General features: G+C 41.7%; 19 protein-coding genes. 2 read left to right on the top strand and 17 right to left on the bottom strand.

Going from position 1 to position 14,953, the window contains the following annotated elements; translation table 11 throughout:
• Positions 1-118: 118 nt before the first annotated feature.
• Positions 119-1,741, bottom strand: coding sequence for a putative polysaccharide biosynthesis protein (locus HT688_RS08510; protein ID WP_050138142.1), 1,623 nt, complete (start codon positions 1,739-1,741; stop codon positions 119-121).
• 105 nt (positions 1,742-1,846) lie between these two features.
• Between HT688_RS08510 and HT688_RS08505 the strand changes: the two genes are divergently transcribed.
• A complete protein-coding gene (locus tag HT688_RS08505) occupies positions 1,847-3,292 on the top strand; it encodes a UDP-N-acetylmuramoyl-L-alanyl-D-glutamate--L-lysine ligase (RefSeq protein WP_101514584.1) in 1,446 nt (481 codons plus the stop codon).
• A 45-nt stretch (positions 3,293-3,337) separates the two neighbouring features.
• Here HT688_RS08505 and HT688_RS08500 read toward each other — a convergent pair whose 3' ends face one another.
• The 16 genes from HT688_RS08500 to HT688_RS08425 form a co-directional block, all read right to left on the bottom strand.
• Positions 3,338-3,532 carry a CsbD family protein gene (locus tag HT688_RS08500; RefSeq protein WP_000051203.1) on the bottom strand — a complete coding sequence of 65 codons (195 nt, stop codon included), beginning with the start codon at positions 3,530-3,532 and terminating at the stop codon, positions 3,338-3,340.
• A gap of 99 nt (positions 3,533-3,631) precedes the next feature.
• On the bottom strand, positions 3,632-4,282 hold the full coding sequence (locus HT688_RS08495) for a DUF1803 domain-containing protein (RefSeq protein WP_079247576.1): 651 nt from the start codon (positions 4,280-4,282) through the stop codon (positions 3,632-3,634).
• On the bottom strand, positions 4,266-4,778 hold the full coding sequence (locus HT688_RS08490; protein WP_023940246.1) for a YiiX/YebB-like N1pC/P60 family cysteine hydrolase: 513 nt from the start codon (positions 4,776-4,778) through the stop codon (positions 4,266-4,268). The genes HT688_RS08495 and HT688_RS08490 overlap by 17 nt, the downstream gene beginning before the upstream one ends.
• Positions 4,779-4,864: 86 nt before the next feature.
• Positions 4,865-5,800: a manganese-dependent inorganic pyrophosphatase gene (locus HT688_RS08485; protein WP_023940247.1), complete on the bottom strand. Its 936-nt coding sequence runs from the start codon at positions 5,798-5,800 to the stop codon at positions 4,865-4,867.
• Positions 5,801-5,885: 85 nt separating this feature from the next.
• Positions 5,886-6,170, bottom strand: a complete 285-nt coding sequence (locus HT688_RS08480) for a GIY-YIG nuclease family protein (protein WP_023940249.1) — start codon at positions 6,168-6,170, stop codon at positions 5,886-5,888.
• Complete coding sequence (locus tag HT688_RS08475; protein WP_000390770.1) at positions 6,160-6,909, bottom strand: tRNA1(Val) (adenine(37)-N6)-methyltransferase; 750 nt, start codon at positions 6,907-6,909, stop codon at positions 6,160-6,162. Before HT688_RS08475 ends, HT688_RS08480 begins: the two co-directional genes overlap by 11 nt.
• 53 nt (positions 6,910-6,962) lie before the next feature.
• Complete coding sequence (locus HT688_RS08470; RefSeq protein ID WP_000689593.1) at positions 6,963-7,322, bottom strand: S1 RNA-binding domain-containing protein; 360 nt, start codon at positions 7,320-7,322, stop codon at positions 6,963-6,965.
• A 1-nt stretch (position 7,323) separates the two neighbouring features.
• Positions 7,324-8,724: a bifunctional Cof-type HAD-IIB family hydrolase/peptidylprolyl isomerase gene (locus HT688_RS08465; RefSeq protein WP_023940251.1), complete on the bottom strand. Its 1,401-nt coding sequence runs from the start codon at positions 8,722-8,724 to the stop codon at positions 7,324-7,326.
• A gap of 82 nt (positions 8,725-8,806) precedes the next feature.
• Positions 8,807-9,310, bottom strand: a complete 504-nt coding sequence (locus HT688_RS08460) for a GNAT family N-acetyltransferase (protein WP_031222773.1) — start codon at positions 9,308-9,310, stop codon at positions 8,807-8,809.
• Between the two features lie 171 nt (positions 9,311-9,481).
• Positions 9,482-9,721 (bottom strand): 30S ribosomal protein S18, encoded by a 240-nt coding sequence (rpsR, locus tag HT688_RS08455; protein WP_000068664.1) that lies wholly within the window; start codon positions 9,719-9,721, stop codon positions 9,482-9,484.
• A gap of 31 nt (positions 9,722-9,752) precedes the next feature.
• The gene (ssbA, locus tag HT688_RS08450) at positions 9,753-10,223 is read right to left on the bottom strand and encodes a single-stranded DNA-binding protein SsbA (RefSeq protein ID WP_000609606.1); all 471 of its coding nucleotides are present in this window, start codon (positions 10,221-10,223) and stop codon (positions 9,753-9,755) included.
• Between the two features lie 11 nt (positions 10,224-10,234).
• The gene (gene rpsF, locus HT688_RS08445) at positions 10,235-10,525 is read right to left on the bottom strand and encodes a 30S ribosomal protein S6 (RefSeq protein ID WP_001151784.1); all 291 of its coding nucleotides are present in this window, start codon (positions 10,523-10,525) and stop codon (positions 10,235-10,237) included.
• Between the two features lie 152 nt (positions 10,526-10,677).
• Entirely contained in the window at positions 10,678-12,021 is a 1,344-nt protein-coding gene (gene asnS / locus HT688_RS08440) for an asparagine--tRNA ligase (protein WP_000167155.1), read from the bottom strand.
• A gap of 19 nt (positions 12,022-12,040) precedes the next feature.
• Entirely contained in the window at positions 12,041-12,406 is a 366-nt protein-coding gene (locus HT688_RS08435) for a VOC family protein (RefSeq protein WP_000565214.1), read from the bottom strand.
• Positions 12,399-13,586: a pyridoxal phosphate-dependent aminotransferase gene (locus tag HT688_RS08430; RefSeq protein WP_000777796.1), complete on the bottom strand. Its 1,188-nt coding sequence runs from the start codon at positions 13,584-13,586 to the stop codon at positions 12,399-12,401. The genes HT688_RS08435 and HT688_RS08430 overlap by 8 nt, the downstream gene beginning before the upstream one ends.
• Positions 13,583-14,071 (bottom strand): cell wall elongation regulator TseB-like domain-containing protein, encoded by a 489-nt coding sequence (locus HT688_RS08425; RefSeq protein WP_000747177.1) that lies wholly within the window; start codon positions 14,069-14,071, stop codon positions 13,583-13,585. The genes HT688_RS08430 and HT688_RS08425 overlap by 4 nt, the downstream gene beginning before the upstream one ends.
• Before the next feature lie 257 nt (positions 14,072-14,328).
• Here HT688_RS08425 and HT688_RS08420 point away from each other — a divergent pair, with 257 nt between their 5' ends.
• Positions 14,329-14,877, top strand: a complete 549-nt coding sequence (locus tag HT688_RS08420) for an NADPH-dependent FMN reductase (RefSeq protein ID WP_000039623.1) — start codon at positions 14,329-14,331, stop codon at positions 14,875-14,877.
• The last annotated feature ends 76 nt before the right edge of the window (positions 14,878-14,953 follow it).

Raw genomic sequence — 14,953 nt, 5'->3', positions numbered from 1 at the left:
GGCCTCATCTTCTACTCTTAAAAGATAATTTTAGCTGTTTTGACGCTAAAAAAAGGAATAAGTTTCAAGTTCTCCTAAAAGATTGTTCAACTTATTCCTTTTATTTATAAATGCTATCTTAAGAAAACTTAAATTTTGCTCGCAACTGGGCAGCTTTGGCCTGTCCAATAACCTTATCTAAGAGACGAGTATAGAGACTCATGAATCCGTAGAGTCCACCCCCCATGGCACCGACAAGAGCTACATAAAAGAAGCTCCACAAACGTCCACTTGGTTGGAAGAAAAATCCTAACAGCCACTGGATGGTTCCTATTAACAGAAACATGACTAGGGTCAGCAAACTGATTAAAATGGTTCGCTTCACAATCACCTTGCGCTTAACACCCGTTACTTTACAAATATCCCGATACATCAAGACGTTAGGAATGATAAGAGCGATGGTTGTTGAAATCAAGGGACCATAACTGTGGAAAAGGGCGATGGTAGGCAGTTGCAAGACCAGCTTGGCAATAGAACCATAGATAAAATAGAGAACGGCCTTGCGGTTGCGGAACATGGCTTGAAGCATGGGGGACAAGACCATGTACAAGCCTAAAATAATAGACTGCAAAACTGCAAAGACAAATAAGCCCATAGCCAAACTGTCTGGCTTGCCATAGAAGACTGTATAAAGAGGTTCTCCTACCATAACCACTCCAACCGTTGCTGGTAGCAAGAACATAAAGAGTAGGGTGAGACTGTCCTGAACGAGACGAGAAGCTGCCTTCAAGTCCCCCTTGACATAGTTTTCTGTCAAAAGCGGCAAGCCTACACTCCCAATCGAAACCCCAACAGAAATCAAAATCATCGTGATTTTATTAGGATTGGCTGAGAAATAAGAAAACATGATAACCAAGTCCTCATTGCTGTAGTTGGTAAACCAGCTCATACTATTGATAAAGGTCAGCTGGTCCAAAATCTGGAAGAGCTGGATGGCAGACCCTGTCAAGATAAAAGGAATGGCTTCCTTAATGGTATCGATCAAAAGATGCTTGCTGTTAATCTTATCCCCTGTTTCAAGGACTCTTTTGAGTAAGCCTTCTTGGGCAAGGAAATAAATCAAAACTGCAAAACTAGCTACCATGCCGACAAAGGCAGCAAAGGTGGATTGGGTAACCGCTACTAGGTAATCTCCTGAACCAAGTTTCATAATGATAAAGGTTGCTAGGAGCATCCAGATAACACGAATGACCTGCTCAGCAATTTGGCTCATGGCATAAGGTTTGAGATTATTCATCCCTTGGAAAAATCCTCGGATAACACTCATAGACGGGAAAATCAAGACTCCCCAAGCCAAGCTTTGCATGATTGGGATCAAGTCTTTGCCCACGCCAGACAAGTCTGCTAGCCAAGGAGCAAAGAGATACAAAACTAAAGCAAAAACGAGGCCAAGTCCTGTCATAAATCCTAAAAAGCTCCGAATCAGGGCAAAGCTATGCTCTTCTTCTCGCATGGTATTGTACTTGGCAACTTGCTTGGCCACCGCAACTGGAATCCCTGCTGTTGAAACCAGCAAGAACCAGGCATAGATATTGTAGCCCATGGTAAAGAGACCATTTGCCGTAGCTGCATAAGATCCCATCCAGATGTACCAAGGGATAATATAGATGGCCCCAAGCAGGCGACTGATAAAGTTACTAGCCGTTAGCCAAGCAGTCCCCCGTAACATCTGGGCCTGCTGGTGATTGTTTTCGTGCGACATAGATTCCTCATTCAATTTTGATAACTAGGAAACACTCCTTATCTTCCATTATAAACTTTTCCTTGTTACTTGTAAATTTGCGACTTTCGGTTTACAATAGAAAGTATGATAAAGATTGAAACCGTATTAGATATATTAAAGAAAGATGGTCTCTTCCGCGAGATTATCGACCAAGGACATTATCACTACAACTACAGCAAAGTTGTTTTTGATAGCATTAGTTACGACAGCCGAAAAGTAAAAGAAGACACTCTTTTTTTTGCAAAAGGTGCTGCCTTTAAAAAAGAATACCTTCTTTCTGCTATAACACAAGGCTTAGCTTGGTATGTAGCTGAAAAAGACTACGAAGTCGGTATCCCTGTCATCATTGTGAACGATATAAAGAAAGCCATGAGTTTGATTGCCATGGAGTTCTATGGTAATCCACAGGAAAAACTCAAACTCCTTGCCTTTACTGGTACTAAGGGTAAGACAACAGCAGCCTATTTCGCTTATAACATCTTATCTCAAGGGCATCGACCTGCTATGCTCTCGACTATGAATACAACTTTAGATGGCAAGACTTTCTTTAAGTCTGCATTGACAACTCCTGAGAGTATTGACCTCTTTGACATGATGAATCAAGCTGTGCAAAATGACCGTACCCACCTCATCATGGAAGTCTCCAGCCAAGCCTATCTGGTCAAACGTGTCTATGGTCTAACCTTTGATGTGGGAGTTTTCCTCAATATCAGCCCAGACCATATCGGCCCTATTGAACACCCTAGCTTTGAAGACTACTTCTACCACAAACGTCTCTTGATGGAAAATAGCCGAGCAGTCATCATTAATAGTGACATGGACCACTTTTCTGTCTTAAAAGAACAAGTGGCAGATCAAGACCATGATTTCTATGGTAGCCAATCAAATAATCAAATCGAGAATTCCAAAGCCTTTAGTTTTTCAGCTACAGGTAAACTCGCTGGAGATTATGATATCCAACTCATTGGCAACTTCAACCAAGAAAATGCCGTTGCTGCTGGACTTGCTTGCCTCCGTCTCGGAGCTAGTCTTGAGGACATCAAAAAAGGAATTGCTGCAACCCGCGTTCCTGGTCGTATGGAAGTCCTGACTCAGAAAAATGGAGCCAAGGTATTCATCGATTACGCCCACAATGGGGATAGTCTGAAAAAACTCATCAATGTGGTTGAAACTCATCAAACTGGAAAGATTGCTTTGGTTCTGGGTTCAACAGGAAACAAGGGAGAAAGTCGTCGTAAGAACTTTGGCCTCCTCCTCAATCAACATCCTGAGATTCAAGTCTTTTTGACTGCTGATGACCCCAACTATGAAGACCCAATGGCCATTGCAGATGAAATCAGTAGCTACATCAATCATCCTGTTGAAAAAATTGCGGATCGCCAAGAGGCCATCAAGGCAGCTATGGCTATCACAAATCACGAATTAGATGCTGTCATTATTGCTGGTAAGGGAGCTGATTGCTACCAAATCGTCCAAGGAAAGAAAGAAGCCTATCCAGGAGATGCAGCCGTAGCAGAAAATTATTTATAAGAATAGAAAAAATCAAGGGAAAATAAAACCCCTGATTTTTTACTATTATTTAGTAAAAACGTTTTTCAAACCTTCAACGGCACCTTCTACAGCACCTTTAGCGTCTTCTACAACGTCTTTTGCCTTAGCAACTGTTTTTTCAACAGCTCCTTCAAGTTCTGTCTTGCTGTCTCCAGTAACTTTACCAAAACCTTCTTTGACAACGCCTGTTGCTTGTTCCAATTTGTTTTCAAGTGACATATGATTGTCTCCTTTAGTTTTATTCCGATATGTGTTATCGGTTACATTAGTATAAACTTATCGATAGATAAAGTCAAACAATGTGCTCAGAAAAAGCAATCACACTAAATAGAAAGTTAATCTCTCCTTGTCAAAATCGACAGCCAACTCATACTTTCCATCTTCATTTTGGACTATATAACCTAGGACGACCAAACTATCCACAAAGATGTCTCGGCGTTTCTGCATCAGTTGATCTTTTTTGAGAAATTTTAGCAAAAAAGTTGTCATGTATTTGAGGGCATACTCAGGATTAACATCTCCTAAAATGTCATAGAGTTCCTGCTGTTTTTCTGTCAAAGGATACTGATGTTTGACCTTGTAGAAATAATTAGACAAGGTCATTTTTGATCTCGCAAAGTCCGTCTTTTCAACTAAAATAGCTGCATTGGTTTGATTGCGCAATTCCGTCTCAAAACTCTTCTGTAACAAGGCTTGATAGATCGGACTAGCTTCGCTGACAAAAATCTCTTGATCCAGTTCAAGACTATCGAGTGATTCAAGCATAGGAAGACTAAGGTAATAACGCTTATTTTCTCGTAGAATCAAACCTGCCTTTATATACTCTTCCATGAGTTTATCAACTGCATCATCTGGAAATTGAGCCTTAATTTCCCGTAGAATCACATCATCATGCTGGTCCAGATAGCGGATCAATTCTCTAAAAAATGGCTGTCTAGTCAAACGAGATGGATTAAAAATCTGAATCATGAAGATTCCTTTCTTTACATTGTAATAGAGGCGATGTTGCCAATTGACTGGGATTGGTCCCAGCTTGGTTCAGAGGCACAGGCAGACCTAGTTCTCTGTAATACTCTCTCCAAAAGTCACTAATCTCCTGCTCCCCATCCCCAAATTTCATGGGTATGGTTTCAAAAATCGGTAGGATTTCTGCCATGTACTGGGAACAGTAAAAACCTTCTCCATCTGGATAGAAAGAAGCATTGTAGGGAGCTCCAAGATGTTTACAAGCTCTTTCCTTCACCGAATGGATATCCATTTCTGGGTAAACATAGATGTCGTACAAATGATTGGGCTCAAAGAAGTCTGCTGGTTCTTGACAGACTACACCAAATTTTCCACTAGCATGGTAAATCATCCCATCCAAATAAATGGCAACATGGTTATAGTTGCCTGTGGAAGTCTGGATGGCCTGTCCCATATCTGAAAGATCCCTCACAAAAATTAAATCACCATTTTCTAACATGCTTCACTCCTAGAAAAAAAGGAGCTGAAACTCCTTTCGATATAAGGCAAACTATCCTTTCCGATTTTGAACTGACACTCAAAATCTTAAGCATTGAAGCTTTCAGTCAATTGAGGTACCACTTGTTTCTTACGTGAAACGGCACCAGCAAGGAAGGCGTGGTTGTCTGCAAGTTTAAAGTTGAAAGCTGCTTCAACCTTGCCCATATTAGCACCAAGTGCTAGGATTTCTGAGTTTGAGTTGACGATGTCTGTAATCATCAAGACAAAGTCAGAGTAGCCGTTTGCTGTGTTGGCAGCTTGCATTGCAGCTTCAATTTCTGCTTGGCGTTCCAATACTTCCGCGATGTCCACTGTGTTTACTTGGGCAACACGGACATTATTTCCATTGAGTTCAAAAGTCTTAGCATCGATGTCAATCAATTCGTCAGCAGATTTGCTAGCCAAGTTTGTACCAGCTTTCAGCATAGCCAAGCCATACTCTTCCAAGTTTACACCAGCCAATTCAGCCAATTCAGGAGCAATAATCTTATCTGTTGGATGTGTTGTTGGTGATTTCAAAAGAAGGGTATCTGAAATCAAACCTGAAAGCATCAAACCAGCAATCTCTTTAGGCACAGCTACACCATGTTCTTTGAACATACGATAAACGATTGAAGACGCTGAACCAACTGGCTCCAAACGCATGTAGAGTGGGCTTGCAGTTTCAAAGTTAGCCACACGGTGGTGGTCTACAACACCATAAACTTCTACTTCAGCGATATCTGATACAGATTGTTGGAATTCATTGTGGTCAGTCAAGATAACTTGCTCTGCTCCTTCTGCTTTGGCAGAAGTAATAACACGCGGTGCTTCTACACCAAAATAGTTCAAGACAAAGGCTGTTTCTTCATTTGGAGTTCCAAGAGCAACAGCTTCCGTATCCAAACCGTAAGCTTCTTTTGCAAGGTAGGCAAAGGCTACAGATGACCCGATGGCATCTGAGTCTGGATTTTGGTGACCAAATACTAGAATCTTAGACATGATAATACCTCATTTTGTTTATTCTCTTTATTGTAGCATTTTTTTCGCTTTTTGACAAAAGTAAGAGGAGTCAAAGGACTCCCCGCTACTCTTCAAAATAACTGAGTAAATTTCTATCTTGATTTTCAGATAAAAATCTTTCCTTCTGTGGTCGTTTCTTACGCTTGAGAAGGGCTTCTGCCGACATGGCTTCTTCCTTACTGGCAAAACCTTGAGCATAGATGAGTTTGACTGGCAAGCGTACTCGTGTGTATTTGGCTCCCTTCCCACTATTATGGACAGCGAGGCGTCTCTTCACATCAGTCGTATAGCCTGTATAGTAGGATCCGTCACGGCACTCCAGCACATACATATAAGCCTTATAATCCATAATAAATCTCTTCGAGTTCCGGCGTATAAGAGCCATCATCATTGTGAACAATGAGAGGTGGTAAGACCTTAAAGCCACTTGTTGAACCATCCTTGATAGCTTCAATCAAGAGCATATTGGCTTCCTTTTCCTTTTTTGGATAGACAAATTGCAGACGCTTAGGGGCTAGATTATGCCGTTGTAACGTATCCAAAATATCCAGAAGTCGATCAGGACGATGAACCATGGCCAAACGCCCATTAGATTTGAGAATACTCTGGGCACTACGACAGATTTCCTGCAAATTGGTCGTGATTTCATGTCGCGCCAAGAGATAATGTTCACTCTCGTTCAGGTTTGAATGAGGATCCACCTTGAAATAGGGCGGATTACACAAAATCATATCCACCTTACTTCCCTGGATATAAGCAGGCATATTTTTCAAATCATCACAGATGACCTCCATCTGCTCTTCCAAACCATTCAAACGGACAGAGCGTTCAGCCATATCCGCCAAACGCTCCTGAATCTCAACAGCCAAAATCTGTGCCTGAGTACGAGTGCTAGCAAATAGCCCCACCGCTCCATTCCCAGCGCAGAAATCCACTATCAAGCCCTTTTTAGGAAAACGTGGAAAACGTGACAAGAGAACACTATCCACCGAATAGCTAAAAACCTCTCTATTTTGAATGATTTTAATATCTGTTGAGAAGAGCTGGTTAATTCGCTCCCCTGATTTTAATAATTGTTCTTCTTCCATGGTTCTATTATAGCAGATTTATATTAACATTACAAAAAATATAAAATTCTAAACTACTTCTTCTTTTTTAAATAGTGCAAGGCTTCTCTAGTCCAAATTGGCATCATTCGTTTAAGAGGCGCAAAGCCGTAGTTAAAACGGTCGCTTGAAAAGCGTCTCCGTCTCGGAAACTGGTGCTTTTCTTCCTCCAAAGTGCGGATAGAAAGACTTGCTTTCCCTGTAAATTCATCTAAATCCACTACCTGAACTTGAACCTCTTCATCGACTTTCAAGGCTTCATGAATATTTTCAATAAAGCCTGTCCGAATCTCTGAAATGTGAATCAGCCCCGTATCACCTGTCTCTAGCTCAACAAAGGCACCGTAGGGCTGAATCCCTGTAATACGGCCCTTTAGCTTATCACCGATTTTCATCTTAGTCCTCGATTTCAATTGTTTCAATCACAACATCTTCAACTGGCTTGTCCATAGCCCCTGTTTCAACAGCAGCGATTGCATCCAAAACAGCGTAAGAAGCTTCATCAGCTAGCTGACCAAAAACAGTATGACGGCGGTCTAGGTGAGGAGTTCCTCCTTGGTTGGCATAGATTTCCGCAATCGGTTCTGGCCAACCACCACGAGCAATTTCTTTCTTAGAATAAGGTAGGTGTTGGTTTTGCACGATAAAGAACTGGCTGCCGTTAGTATTTGGACCAGCATTGGCCATAGAAAGGGCACCCCGGACATTGTAAAGTTCTTCTGAGAATTCATCCTCAAAAGATTCGCCGTAGATGGACTCGCCACCCATACCAGTTCCAGTTGGGTCTCCACCTTGAATCATAAAGTCCTTGATAATACGGTGGAAAATGACACCATCATAGTAACCATCTTTTGCAAGAGCTACAAAGTTAGCTACTGTTTTAGGAGCATGTTCAGGGAAAAGTTTAATACGCAAGTCTCCGTGATTGGTCTTAATAGTCGCGATAGGACCTTCTACTGTTTCAATGTCTACTTGTGGGAAATGCAATTCTTTTTCTACCATACCAAATCCTTCTAAGGCATCAAAAATGCCATCTTCTTCTAGTGCTTTTGTAATATAATCTGCTTTTTCTTTGATCTTATCATGAGAAATTCCCATTGCAACGCTGATTCCAGCATAATCAAAGAGTTCCAAGTCGTTGAGGCCATCTCCAAAAACCATGACGTTCTCTGGTTTCAAGCCAAGATGTTCCACAACCTTTTCCACCCCCGTCGCTTTGGAGCCTGAAATCGGCACAATATCAGACGAATGCTCATGCCAACGAACCATGCGAAGTTTGTCTGAGAGACTGTCAGGCAAGTGCAAGTCATCTCCTTTATCTTCAAAAGTCCACATCTGATAGATATTTTCTTTTTCATGGAAATCAGGATCTACATCTAAATCGGGATAAATTGGATTGATAGCTTCACTAATCATATCGGTACGAGTCGACAATTTGGCATCATGACTCCCAACCAAGCCATACTCTATTTCCTCTTGCTTAGCCCAAGAAATATACTCCTCAACATCTGACTTCTCAATCTGATGTTGATAAATAACCTGACCTTTTTTATCTTCGATATAAGCCCCATTTAAGGTCACAAAAAAGTCAGGATTCAGTTCACGAATCTCTGGTACAACACCAAAAATCCCCCGTCCAGAAGCAATACCTGTCAAGATTCCTTTCTCACGTAATTGCTTAAAAACAGTTGGGATTGAAGACGGAATAAAACCTGTCTTGGAATTTCGCAATGTATCATCAATATCAAAAAAGACAATCTTAATCTTTTTTGCCTTGTATCTTAATTTGGCATCCATCTCACTACCTCTTTCAATCTAACTCTTTCCATTATACCATAAAGTAGCTAAATCCCCTATTTTCAAAGAAATTCGCCATCTCTTATTCGAACTTCTTTGATAAGTACAGAACTAAATCATCATTATTTTGAATAGTAGCATTCATTTCCAAGGGTTGATTTCGATACCAGACACCTGTCCCATCTGGAATGTAGCCCCGTCTGATATACAATCTCTGGGCAGGTCCATAGCCTGAGTGCAAACCTACACCCAACGTCACTTTGTCTGAAAAAAACTTAACTCGATTTTCTGCCTCTTCTAGCAGTTGACTCCCAATCCCTTGATTTCGAAAAGGCTCAAACACATTAAAATCTGATAATTCTGGATAGACTTCTGCAAAAGGACCATGTTTAGCAGAGGGCAAAATGGTAACGTAGCCCGCTACAGCACCATCAATCTCTGCAACTAAGACTTCTCTCTCCCCACTTTCCTGTTCCAGAAAATATCTAGCCAAAATTTCCTCTCTACCAGGCCAACCTTGATTCATAAATCCATGAGATAAGGATTCAATATCAGACTTAATCATATTTCTAATCGTACAATTCATCTTTGACTTACCCACCTTTACTCTTTCTATTACTATTATAGCACGCCAAGGTCAGAAAAAAACTATCTCGTGAAAAAAGACCCGTCGGGGTCTTAATTCACTTTCTTGTTTTCAAGCTCATGAAAAAGAGGTCCACTGGACCTGAAAAAAAGACCCAACCGGGTCTTTTCTTTAATCTTCGTTTACGAAAGGCATCAAAGCCATTACGCGAGCGCGTTTGATAGCTGTTGTTACTTTACGTTGGTTTTTAGCTGAAGTTCCTGTTACACGACGAGGAAGGATTTTCCCACGTTCTGAAACGAAACGGCTAAGAAGCTCAGTATCTTTGTAATCAACATATTCAATTTTGTTTGCTGCGATGTAATCAACTTTTTTACGGCGTTTGAATCCGCCACGACGTTGTTGAGCCATGTTTTTTCTCCTTTATAATTTTAGTTGTCCATTAGAATGGTAAATCATCATCTGAAATATCCAATGGATTTGTTGCTCCAAATGGATTTTCATCACGTGAAAAGTCTGGCACTGAATTTGTAGGTGCTGAATAGTTTGCAGTTGGGGCAGAGTAAGCTCCACCTGTATGACCTTCACGCACACTACGGCTTTCCAACATTTGGAAATTCTCAGCCACGACTTCTGTCACGTAGACACGTTGTCCTTGCTGGTTATCGTAACTACGAGTCTGGATACGGCCTGTCACCCCGATAAGTGAGCCTTTTTTAGCCCAGTTAGCAAGGTTTTCAGCCTGTTGGCGCCACATAACGACATTGATAAAATCAGCCTCACGTTCGCCATTTTGACTCTTAAATGTACGGTTTACTGCAAGAGTAAAAGTCGCAACTGCTACATTTGATGGGGTATAACGCAACTCAGCGTCACGTGTCATACGCCCTACAAGTACAACATTGTTAATCATAGTTTACCTTCTTACGCGTCAGTTTTGACGATCATGTGACGAAGAATGTCAGCGTTGATTTTTGAAAGACGGTCAAACTCTTTAAGAGCTGCATCGTCGTTTGCTTCAACGTTAACGATGTGGTAAAGTCCTTCACGGAAATCTTTGATTTCGTATGCAAGACGACGTTTTTCCCAAGTTTTTGATTCAACAACAGTTGCACCGTTGTCAGTCAAAATAGAGTCAAAACGTGCTACCAAAGCGTTTTTAGCTTCTTCTTCAATGTTTGGACGAATGATATAAAGAATTTCGTATTTAGCCATTGATATGTTCCTCCTTTTGGTCTAATGACCCCAAGACTTTGCAAGGGGTAAGTGAGGTTCGCTCACAATAAACTATTATACTAGAAAAAAATTTTTTACGCAAGTAAAAACTCTGGAATTCGAAAAAACGCCACATGGGCGTTTTCCTGTTCTTATGGTTTAATACGGTGTAACATACGTGGGAATGGAATGGCTTCACGGATATGTTTTGTTCCTGCTGCGAAGGTTACCATACGCTCGATACCGATACCAAATCCACCGTGTGGAACTGTACCGTATTTACGAAGGTCAAGGTAGAATTCATACTCTGTACGGTCCATGCCAAGTTCATCCATCTTAGCGACAAGGGAATCATAGTCTTCCTCACGCATAGAACCACCGATGATTTCTCCGTAACCTTCTGGAGCAAGCAAGTCTGCACAAAGCACGCGCTCTGGATTTCCAGGAACTGGTTTCATATAGAAGGCCTTGATGGCTGCTGGGTAGTTCGTGACAAAAGTTGGCACACCAAAGTGGTTTGAAATCCAAGTTTCATGTGGTGAACCAAAGTCATCACCATGCTCAAGATGTTCGTAGTCAGCGTCTTCATCATTCTCATGTTCTTGCAAGAGGTCAATGGCTTGATCGTAAGTGATACGTTTGAATGGCTCTGCAATGTAGCGTTTCAAGAGCTCTGTATCACGTTCCAAGGTTTCCAAGGCTTGAGGCGCACGGTCAAGAACACCTTGTAGAAGAGCTTTCACATAAGCTTCTTGCAAGTCAAGCGACTCATCATGTGTCAAGTATGAGTACTCTGCATCCATCATCCAGAACTCGGTCAAGTGACGGCGCGTTTTTGATTTTTCAGCACGGAAAACTGGACCAAAGTCAAAGACACGACCAAGAGCCATAGCACCTGCTTCTAGGTAAAGCTGACCTGATTGGCTCAAGTAGGCTGGCGTCCCGAAGTAGTCCGTTTCAAAGAGTTCTGTTGAATCTTCTGCCGCATTTCCTGAAAGAATTGGGCTGTCAAATTTCATGAAACCGTTCTTGTCAAAGAACTCATAAGTTGCATGGATAATAGCGTTACGGATTTGCATCACGGCCACTTGCTTACGAGAACGGAGCCACAAGTGACGGTTGTCCATCAAAAAGTCTGTACCGTGTTCTTTTGGTGTGATTGGGTAGTCTTGAGATTCACCGATCACTTCGATGTCTGTGATGTCCAACTCATAGCCAAATTTAGAACGTTCGTCCTCTTTGACAATACCTGTCACATAAACAGACGTTTCTTGGCTCAAGCGTTTGATGACATCAAACTTCTCAAGTCCTACTTCTTCACCAAATTTTTCGACAAAGTTTGGTTTAAAAGCCACACCTTGGAAGAAGGCTGTTCCATCACGCAATTGCAAGAAGGCAATTTTCCCTTTTCCTGATTTGTTGGCAACCCAAGCGCCAATCGTCACTTCCTGACCAACATAGTCTTTTACATCAATAATCGTTACACGTTTTGTCATTATTTTTCCTTTTTCTTTTTTATTCTTTATGGCAAACCACTTCTATATTGTTCCCATCTGGGTCAATCACAAAAGCAGCGTAGTAAATCGGATGCTCACTGCGATAATCAGGAGCCCCATTGTCTCGCCCACCTGCCTCTAAACCAGCCTCATAACAAGCCTGAACTTCTTCCTTATTTTCTGCTAAAAAAGCAAAGTGAATAGGATCTTGTGTCCCCTGAGCCAGCCAAAAATCACCACCAGGATGAGGGCTGTTCGGGGCAAGAAAACTGATTAGAGAACTAGTCTTAAAAGCCAATTTATAGCCCAAAGGAGCGAGAAAACTCTTATAAAATCCTTCTGAAATTTGTAAATCCTTTACCTTAATCTCAAAATGATCAATCATTCTCACTACCCATAAATGCTTTCAAGCGTTTAACTGCTTCTTTAAGCGTGTCTAGGTCTGTCGCATAGCTGAGGCGGACATTTTCTGGTGCTCCGAATCCTGCTCCTGTTACCAAGGCCACTTCGGCTTCTTCTAGGATAGCGGTTGTAAAATCTGTCACATCTGTATAGCCTTTCATCTCCATAGCTTTTTTGACATTTGGGAAGAGATAGAAAGCTCCTTGCGGTTTGAGCACTTCAAATCCTGGCACCTCAGCAAGAAGGGGATAGATGGTATTGAGACGTTCCTCAAAAGCCTGACGCATGCTTTCTACAGTATCTTGCTCACCTGATAGAGCCTCAACTGCTGCATACTGGGCTACTGCTGACGGATTCGAAGTTGTTTGACCTGCAATCTTGGACATGGCAGCAATAATGTTTGCTTCTCCAACGGCATAGCCAATCCGCCAACCTGTCATGGCATAGATTTTAGACACACCATTGATGACCACTGTTTGCTTGCGAATTGCCTCAGATAGGCTAGAAATCGGTGTGAACTCATGACCATTATAGACCAAGCGCCCATAGATATCATCTGCTAGAATGAGAATATCCTTTTCTACAGCCCAGTTTCCGATTGCCAAGAGTTCCTCACGGGTGTAAATCATACCTGTCGGATTGGATGGCGAATTCAGCACCAAAACCTTGGTCTTGTCTGTGCGAGCTGCTTCTAACTGCTCTACGGTCACCTTAAAGTGATTATCTTCCTTAGCAGGAACAAAGACTGGCACACCTTCTGCCATCTTGACCTGGTCTCCATAGCTTACCCAGTAGGGGGTTGGGATGATAACTTCATCACCTGGATTGACCACAGCCATAAAGAAGGTATAGAGAGAATATTTGGCTCCAGCAGCGACTGTCACTTGATTTGGCGCTACAGAATAGCCGTAAAAGCGTTCAAAGTAAGTATTGACCGCTGCCTTGAGCTCTGGCAGGCCTGAGGTTACTGTATAAAAAGAAGCACGCCCATCTCGAATCGATGCAATGGCGGCATCTTGGATATTTTTTGGAGTAGTGAAATCTGGCTCACCCAAGGTTAGAGACAGGATATCTCTTCCCTCAGACTTGAGTGCTTTGGCACGAGCTCCAGCAGCCAAGGTCACACTTTCTTCCATTTCTAAAACACGGTTGGATAGTTTCATAGGCCCTCCTTATTGACCAATACTCCTGTTTCAAAATCTACTAGATAAAAATCAGAGCCTGACTTGACTTCCCAGATTGGTTTGTCTTGATAACGGCCAAAGGTAATCTTGTCAATCTCGCCAGCTCCTTTTTCCTTCGAAACAGCTTCTGCTTTTTCTTGTGAAACACCTTGATTTAGCTGATAAACGTAAATATTGTGGTCATCTTTTCCAATCAGGACAGCAAGTGCTTCTTGTTTTTTATTACGGCCAAGAACGCTATAATAGGATTCCAAGCCATTGTATAAGTCAACCTGATCAGCCTGCTCTAATCCTGCATACTGCTGAGCTAATTTTTCTCCTTCACTTTTAGCTGTTTGATAAGGTTTCATACTCAGAAACACTAGATACAGAAAGGAAGCACTGATAACCACAAACAAAATCGTCATCCCTAGACCATACTGCCACAGTAGATTATTTTTTGCTTTTTTTTGTCTTTTTTTCACTCGTCTATTTTACCATCTATTGGGCTTTATTACAAGTGAATGCAAGAACAATCGCACTTTATTTCTTCCTTCAAACAAAACCGATTTTGAAAGTGAAACAGTTCTTACTTTTTCAGTCACAAATGACTAGAGTTTCCGAAATTTTACAATTTTCAAATAAACTCTGAGCAAATTTCTTGCAAGTTGTTTTGCTTTGTTGTAATATATTTTATAACAACGAGAAAATTCTCGTAAATTTAAGAAAAAGGAGACACATCATGTCTAAAAAAGTATTATTTATCGTCGGATCACTACGCCAAGGTTCTTTCAACCACCAAATGGCGCTCGAAGCTGAGAAAGCACTTGCTGGTAAAGCGGAAGTTAGCTACCTTGATTATTCAGCCCTTCCTCTCTTCAGCCAAGATTTGGAAGTTCCAACTCATCCAGCTGTAGCTACTGCTCGTGAAGCGGTTCTCGCTGCGGATGCTATCTGGATCTTCTCTCCAGTCTACAACTTCTCTATCCCTGGAACAGTAAAAAACTTGCTTGACTGGCTATCTCGCGCCCTTGACTTGTCTGATACACGTGGCGCTTCTGCCCTTCAAGACAAGTTTGTCACCGTATCATCTGTAGCCAATGCCGGTCACGATCAACTTTTCGCTATTTACAAAGACCTCTTGCCATTTATCCGTACACAAATCGTTGGTGATTTCACTGCTGCACGTGTCAATGACTCTGCTTGGGCAGACGGAAAATTGGTTCTTGAAGAAACAGTCCTAAACTCACTTGAAAAACAAGCGGAAGACTTGGTCAATGCGATCAAGTAACTAACATAATAAAAGCGAACAAGACTACTTTTCTGACACTCAGAAGACTAGCTTGTTCGCTTTTTTTCTCATTTAT

This window comes from Streptococcus sp. 1559 (genome assembly GCF_013276735.1).
GTDB lineage: Bacteria > Bacillota > Bacilli > Lactobacillales > Streptococcaceae > Streptococcus > Streptococcus pseudopneumoniae.
Note: the sequence above shows the minus strand (reverse complement) of the source record. Positions and strands in the feature narration are given on the sequence as shown.

Bases quoted from the DNA above. Each gene is read 5' to 3' on its own strand.
- HT688_RS08510 (WP_050138142.1), bottom strand. From the start codon at position 1,741: ATGTCGCACGAAAACAATCACCAGCAGGCCCAGATGTTACGGGGGACT.
- HT688_RS08505 (WP_101514584.1), top strand. From the start codon at position 1,847: ATGATAAAGATTGAAACCGTATTAGATATATTAAAGAAAGATGGTCTC.
- HT688_RS08500 (WP_000051203.1), bottom strand. From the start codon at position 3,532: ATGTCACTTGAAAACAAATTGGAACAAGCAACAGGCGTTGTCAAAGAA.
- HT688_RS08495 (WP_079247576.1), bottom strand. From the start codon at position 4,282: ATGATTCAGATTTTTAATCCATCTCGTTTGACTAGACAGCCATTTTTT.
- HT688_RS08490 (WP_023940246.1), bottom strand. From the start codon at position 4,778: ATGTTAGAAAATGGTGATTTAATTTTTGTGAGGGATCTTTCAGATATG.
- HT688_RS08485 (WP_023940247.1), bottom strand. From the start codon at position 5,800: ATGTCTAAGATTCTAGTATTTGGTCACCAAAATCCAGACTCAGATGCC.
- HT688_RS08480 (WP_023940249.1), bottom strand. From the start codon at position 6,170: ATGGATTATAAGGCTTATATGTATGTGCTGGAGTGCCGTGACGGATCC.
- HT688_RS08475 (WP_000390770.1), bottom strand. From the start codon at position 6,909: ATGGAAGAAGAACAATTATTAAAATCAGGGGAGCGAATTAACCAGCTC.
- HT688_RS08470 (WP_000689593.1), bottom strand. From the start codon at position 7,322: ATGAAAATCGGTGATAAGCTAAAGGGCCGTATTACAGGGATTCAGCCC.
- HT688_RS08465 (WP_023940251.1), bottom strand. From the start codon at position 8,724: ATGGATGCCAAATTAAGATACAAGGCAAAAAAGATTAAGATTGTCTTT.
- HT688_RS08460 (WP_031222773.1), bottom strand. From the start codon at position 9,310: ATGAATTGTACGATTAGAAATATGATTAAGTCTGATATTGAATCCTTA.
- rpsR (WP_000068664.1), bottom strand. From the start codon at position 9,721: ATGGCTCAACAACGTCGTGGCGGATTCAAACGCCGTAAAAAAGTTGAT.
- ssbA (WP_000609606.1), bottom strand. From the start codon at position 10,223: ATGATTAACAATGTTGTACTTGTAGGGCGTATGACACGTGACGCTGAG.
- rpsF (WP_001151784.1), bottom strand. From the start codon at position 10,525: ATGGCTAAATACGAAATTCTTTATATCATTCGTCCAAACATTGAAGAA.
- asnS (WP_000167155.1), bottom strand. From the start codon at position 12,021: ATGACAAAACGTGTAACGATTATTGATGTAAAAGACTATGTTGGTCAG.
- HT688_RS08435 (WP_000565214.1), bottom strand. From the start codon at position 12,406: ATGATTGATCATTTTGAGATTAAGGTAAAGGATTTACAAATTTCAGAA.
- HT688_RS08430 (WP_000777796.1), bottom strand. From the start codon at position 13,586: ATGAAACTATCCAACCGTGTTTTAGAAATGGAAGAAAGTGTGACCTTG.
- HT688_RS08420 (WP_000039623.1), top strand. From the start codon at position 14,329: ATGTCTAAAAAAGTATTATTTATCGTCGGATCACTACGCCAAGGTTCT.